The organism is Streptomyces sp. SID5910 (genome assembly GCF_009862125.1).
In the GTDB taxonomy this organism is placed as follows: Bacteria; Actinomycetota; Actinomycetes; order Streptomycetales; family Streptomycetaceae; genus Streptomyces.
The window spans coordinates 1-4,192 of record NZ_WWHX01000751.1; the positions used below are offsets into that span (position 1 = coordinate 1).

The following is a 4,192-nucleotide window of genomic DNA, read 5'->3' on the forward strand; positions in this document are numbered from 1 at the left end:
CGAGGTGGGCGGGCGGGGTGCGCGTGCCGGGGCGGGACGGTGCGGGACGGAGTGCGCGTGCCGGTACGGGGCGGGGCGGTGCGGGGGCCCCGGCAGGGGTCAGCCGGGCACGATCCGGCGCCGGGGCGGGCTGCCGGGGACGTCGGCCGCCCACGGGTCGGACACGGCGGGCGTGGCCGGCGGGGGCGCGGCGAGGACGCCGGTGAGGGCGTTGTCCCGCAGGGTGCGGCGGCGGCGTTCCAGCAGGCGGCGGTCGGCGCCGCGGCGCTCCTCCTCGGCGAGCTGGTGCTCCAGCTGCTCCTGCACGTGGGGGATCTGCTGGTCCACGAGGCGGAGCAGTTCGGTGCGCAGGGACTCGGGCAGCCCGGGGTGGGCGGCCAGGGCGCGCACCTCGCGCAGTCCGGCGCGGGCCTGGGTGAGTTCGCGGCCGTAGCTGAACTCGTCGCGTGCCTGGTCCAGGGCCCGCACCAGCGCGTCCGCCCAGGAGCCGAGGCGGGTGTTGAAGGCGCTGGTGAGGTGGGCGCCGAGCCGTACCCAGGTCTCGGCGTCGTAGTGCCCGTCGGTGAGGGCGGGCAGGGCGGCCGGGTCGACGGGCTCGCGGGCCGCCCAGCGGCGCAGGAAGTCGGCCCAGGCCTGGTAGGCGCCGCCGTCGCCCCACAGCCCGCTCACGGGGCGGTGCTCCCGGGGCGGCGGACGAGGGTCTCGCCGGGCGGCAGCGGCTCCCAGTCGGGCAGGCCCTCGACGAGCTTGCGCAGCCTGCTGGTGACGCGTTCCTGCTGCGGCCGGCGGACGGCGCCCCATGGGGAGGACTGGGTCCGTCCGGCGTCGGCGGAGCCCGCCCACGGGGACGCGTCCGGCGCCGGGCGGGGGTGGGGCGGGGTGCTGGGCGTGGTCATCGGTTGTCGTCCTCCTGGCGTACGGTGCGGCCCTCGAACGGCGAGGCCGGGCCGCCCTGGGTCCTCAGGGACGCGATCAGCTCGCGGACCTTGGCCTCCACCTGGTCGGCGGTGCGGAACTTCTCGTACCAGTCGGTGAGTTCGGCGGAGGCGCCGCGCAGGGCGTGCAGGGACTCGGTCTTGGCCGCTTCCAGGGCCTGGCGGGCGGTGTCCTGGTTGCGCCGGGCGGCCTGGGCGCCGTTGTGCAGGACGAGGCCCCACACGACGCCGACGACGGCGGCGGCGCCCAGCGCGAAGCCGACGCTCACCTGCGTGATGAACAGCAGGATGCCGACGATCACCGCGATCAGCGGCGCGGCCTTCTTCAGCACCGGGTAGCCGAGCGCCTCGATGAACGGGGTCATGTGCCGGTCCCAGTGGTCGGCGAGGGCCTTCTCCAGCGTGGCCAGGGGCTGGGTGAACGAGCCGGTCCAGGGCGGCAGCCGGAAGGACTGGGCGGCGACGGTGTACGCGGTGTCGAAGTGCGCCTGGACGTCCTGCGGCATGGCCGCCCGGTAGTCGCGGGTGTGCCCGGCGTGGGCGTGCTGAAACCACTCGTGGCAGGCGACGACGGCCAGGCGCTGGGTGGCCGGTGAGGTGCCGATGGCCTCCGGGTTGAGGGCGGCCGTGGTCTGCACGGTCAGGTAGTCGAGGGTCTCCTCGTACGAGGCGGCGTCCGCGTCGGCGACCCGGCGCGCGGTGTCCAGGTCGCCGTCGTGGTCGATGACGGCCTGGTTGAAGGCGAGGTCGCGGCGCAGCGGCAGTTCGTCGTTGTCGTACTCGGAGACGAGGCGGTCGAGGATGTCGTCGACGGCGTCCTCGATGCGGTCCGAGGGCGTGTACTCCCGGTCGAGGACGGCCCGGTACTTGTCCAGCAGGAGCTGCTGGCCGCGGGCGCCGGAGAGCACCGCGTCGAGCTGGGGCCACTGCGGTGAGACGGCCGCGAGCCGCGGGTACTCCTGCTGGGCGGACGGGCCGCGCAGGGCCTCGATCTCGTCGCGCCAGCGCCTGACCTGCTTGGCCTGCGCGTCGGCGCTGTCCGCGAGCTGGGCGCGCCATTCGGCGAGGGTGCGGTCCAGCAGGTCGCGGCCGACGACGCCGAAGGCGCCCTGGGCGATGGCCTCCAGGATGACGGCGAACTCGCGGCCGAGCGAGGCCGGGTCCTGGGCCGTCAGGTAGTGCCGCAGCCAGCGCACGGCGCCCTCGCGGCGGCCCTGGCGGCGCAGGACGAGGGCGAAGAACAGCGCGGTGCGGTCGGGCGAGCGGCGGAAGGCCTCGTCGACGGCGCGCTCGCACAGGCCCCGGTCGTCGGCCGACCAGGAGGCGAGGGCGACGAGGGCGGGCGCCAGCCAGTAGCGCGGCGTCTGGATCATCAGCTGGTCGCTGACCATCCGGACGTTGTCCTCGGAGACCAGTCCGACGTCGAAGGCCTGGAGCATGCCGACCGCGGTGCGGCGGACGGTCTTGTGGTGGCCGTACTCGTGGTCGATCTTGTCCTCGATGACGCCGATGCGGGTCTCGGCGCGCTGCACGTTGGCGGTGGTCTCGGCCTGCCGTACGAAGGCGAGGAACTCGTCGCGCAGCTCCTGGAGTTCGGTGCGGGTCTGCTGCTGGTTGGACTCGACGGTGGAGACCTGGCCGGAGACCGAGCCGACCTGTTCGGTGAGTCTGGCGACGAGGTTGCTGACCTCCTGCACCTTGCGGTGCAGTGCGTAGTCGACCTCGGACATGCGCGAACTCCGTTCACGTGCGGGGCTTTCGGGGACCGGCGTGCTGCTCGGGGCGGGGGTGGATCAGGGCCGTACGACCGTGCCGTCCTCGAGGACCGGCAGGATCAGTCCGTCGCTGTACACCTCGACGTAGGCGTAGCCGCCGGAGCGGGCCAGCATCCGGGCCGAGGAGTACGGGTCGGGCATGGGCTCGGCGGGGGCGAAGTGCCGCACGATGACGCCGAAGAGGTTGAGCTGGTGGTCCACGTAGGGCGGACCGAGGTAGCAGCGGGCGACGAAGCCGAGCGGGACCGCGCCGTACGTCGTCGCGTACTCCTCGCGGATCCACTCGGCGAGGGAGCGGCAGGCCGGGTCGTCGATCCCGGCGTCCAGGCGGTGCAGGGCGTCGCGCAGGGACTTCGGGCGCGGGCGGTACAGCTCGCGGCGGGTGACGTCCGGGCCCGGGGCGCCGGAGGTCTGGCGCCGGGGTGTACCGAGGTCGCCGACCAGGCGGCGGCCGGCGCCCGGTGTCGACAGGGGCCGGGCGGACTGTCCCTGTGGCCCCTGCTGTCCGGGCCGGACGATGCGGCGTGGGTTCTCTGCGTACCCCATGGTGTCCCCCGAGAGTCATGGGTGGCGCGCACCGGAGGACCGGTTGCGTGATGCACGGGAAACGAAGCGTAATGACGTTCCGTCAAGAGCGCGACTCCAATCACCAAACGACCTGTCGGTGACCGGAACACGCCCGGAATGGACCCGGTTCGGTCATCGGGTTCGCGCGGTGCGGTGTCGCCGGCACTGACAGACTCTCCGGCATGGGGAAGATCCATGCGCTCCTGGTGGGAGTGGACGGCTATCCGGCCGAGGTGGCACCGGCGTTGACCGGCTGCGGCAACGACATCGCCGAGGCGCGCAGGCTGGTCGGCGACCTCGCCGGGGAACGGGCGGTCGTCACCGTGCTGCTGGACGGTGCGGCGACGGTGACGGCCGTGGAGGACGCGGTCGTACGGGAGTTGGGGAAGGCGGGCCCCGGGGACACGGCGCTGCTGTGGTTCTCCGGGCACGGCACGCAGGTGCCCGCCGCGGGGGCGGACCTGCTCGTCGAGGCGACCGGCATGAACCAGGCGGTGCTGTGCGTGGACGGCCCGCTGCTCGACAAGCGGCTCGGCGCGCTGCTGAACACGGTCGCGGCGGGCGGCGCCCAGGTCACGGCGGTGCTGGACTGCTGCCACTCGGGCGGCGCGACCCGGCGGCCGGCCGGACTGCGGTACGCGGCGCCGAGCCCCGCCTGGAAGCTCCCGGCGGGCGGTGCGGCGGCGCGGGAGGCGGTGGTCCAGGCGCCCGGCGGGCATCTGCTGATGGCGGCGAGCCGGCTGAACCAGCCGTCGTACGAGGACTGGTTCGACGGGCGGCAGCACGGGGTCTTCACGCACGCCCTGATCGGCGCGGCGCGCGACGCGGCGCCGGACGCGACCTGCCGGCAGCTGCTGGCGGCCGCCGCCGGCCGGGTGGCGCGGGCCGGGCGCGAACAGCAGCCGGTGCTGCTGC

At 74.5% G+C, this 4,192-nt stretch carries 5 protein-coding genes; 1 reads left to right on the forward strand and 4 read right to left on the reverse strand.

The genetic code is table 11. The annotated features are described in order from the left end of the window. Nucleotides 1–99: 99 nt before the first annotated feature. The 4 genes from GTW67_RS26475 to GTW67_RS26490 all read right to left on the reverse strand — a co-directional run bounded on the left by GTW67_RS26475 (nt 100) and on the right by GTW67_RS26490 (nt 3,256). The gene (locus GTW67_RS26475) at nt 100–669 is read right to left on the reverse strand and encodes a hypothetical protein (protein ID WP_161167299.1); all 570 of its coding nucleotides are present in this window, start codon (nt 667–669) and stop codon (nt 100–102) included. Then, a complete protein-coding gene (locus tag GTW67_RS26480; RefSeq protein ID WP_161167300.1) occupies nt 666–896 on the reverse strand; it encodes a hypothetical protein in 231 nt (76 codons plus the stop codon). Before GTW67_RS26480 ends, GTW67_RS26475 begins: the two co-directional genes overlap by 4 nt. Next, the gene (locus tag GTW67_RS26485; RefSeq protein WP_161167301.1) at nt 893–2,665 is read right to left on the reverse strand and encodes a hypothetical protein; all 1,773 of its coding nucleotides are present in this window, start codon (nt 2,663–2,665) and stop codon (nt 893–895) included. Before GTW67_RS26485 ends, GTW67_RS26480 begins: the two co-directional genes overlap by 4 nt. 63 nt (nt 2,666–2,728) lie before the next feature. Continuing rightward, nucleotides 2,729–3,256: a hypothetical protein gene (locus tag GTW67_RS26490; RefSeq protein WP_161167302.1), complete on the reverse strand. Its 528-nt coding sequence runs from the start codon at nt 3,254–3,256 to the stop codon at nt 2,729–2,731. A 203-nt stretch (nt 3,257–3,459) separates the two neighbouring features. Between GTW67_RS26490 and GTW67_RS26495 the strand changes: the two genes are divergently transcribed. Continuing rightward, a partial coding sequence (locus tag GTW67_RS26495) for a caspase family protein (protein WP_161167303.1) occupies nt 3,460–4,192 on the forward strand: 733 nt, incomplete at its 3' end.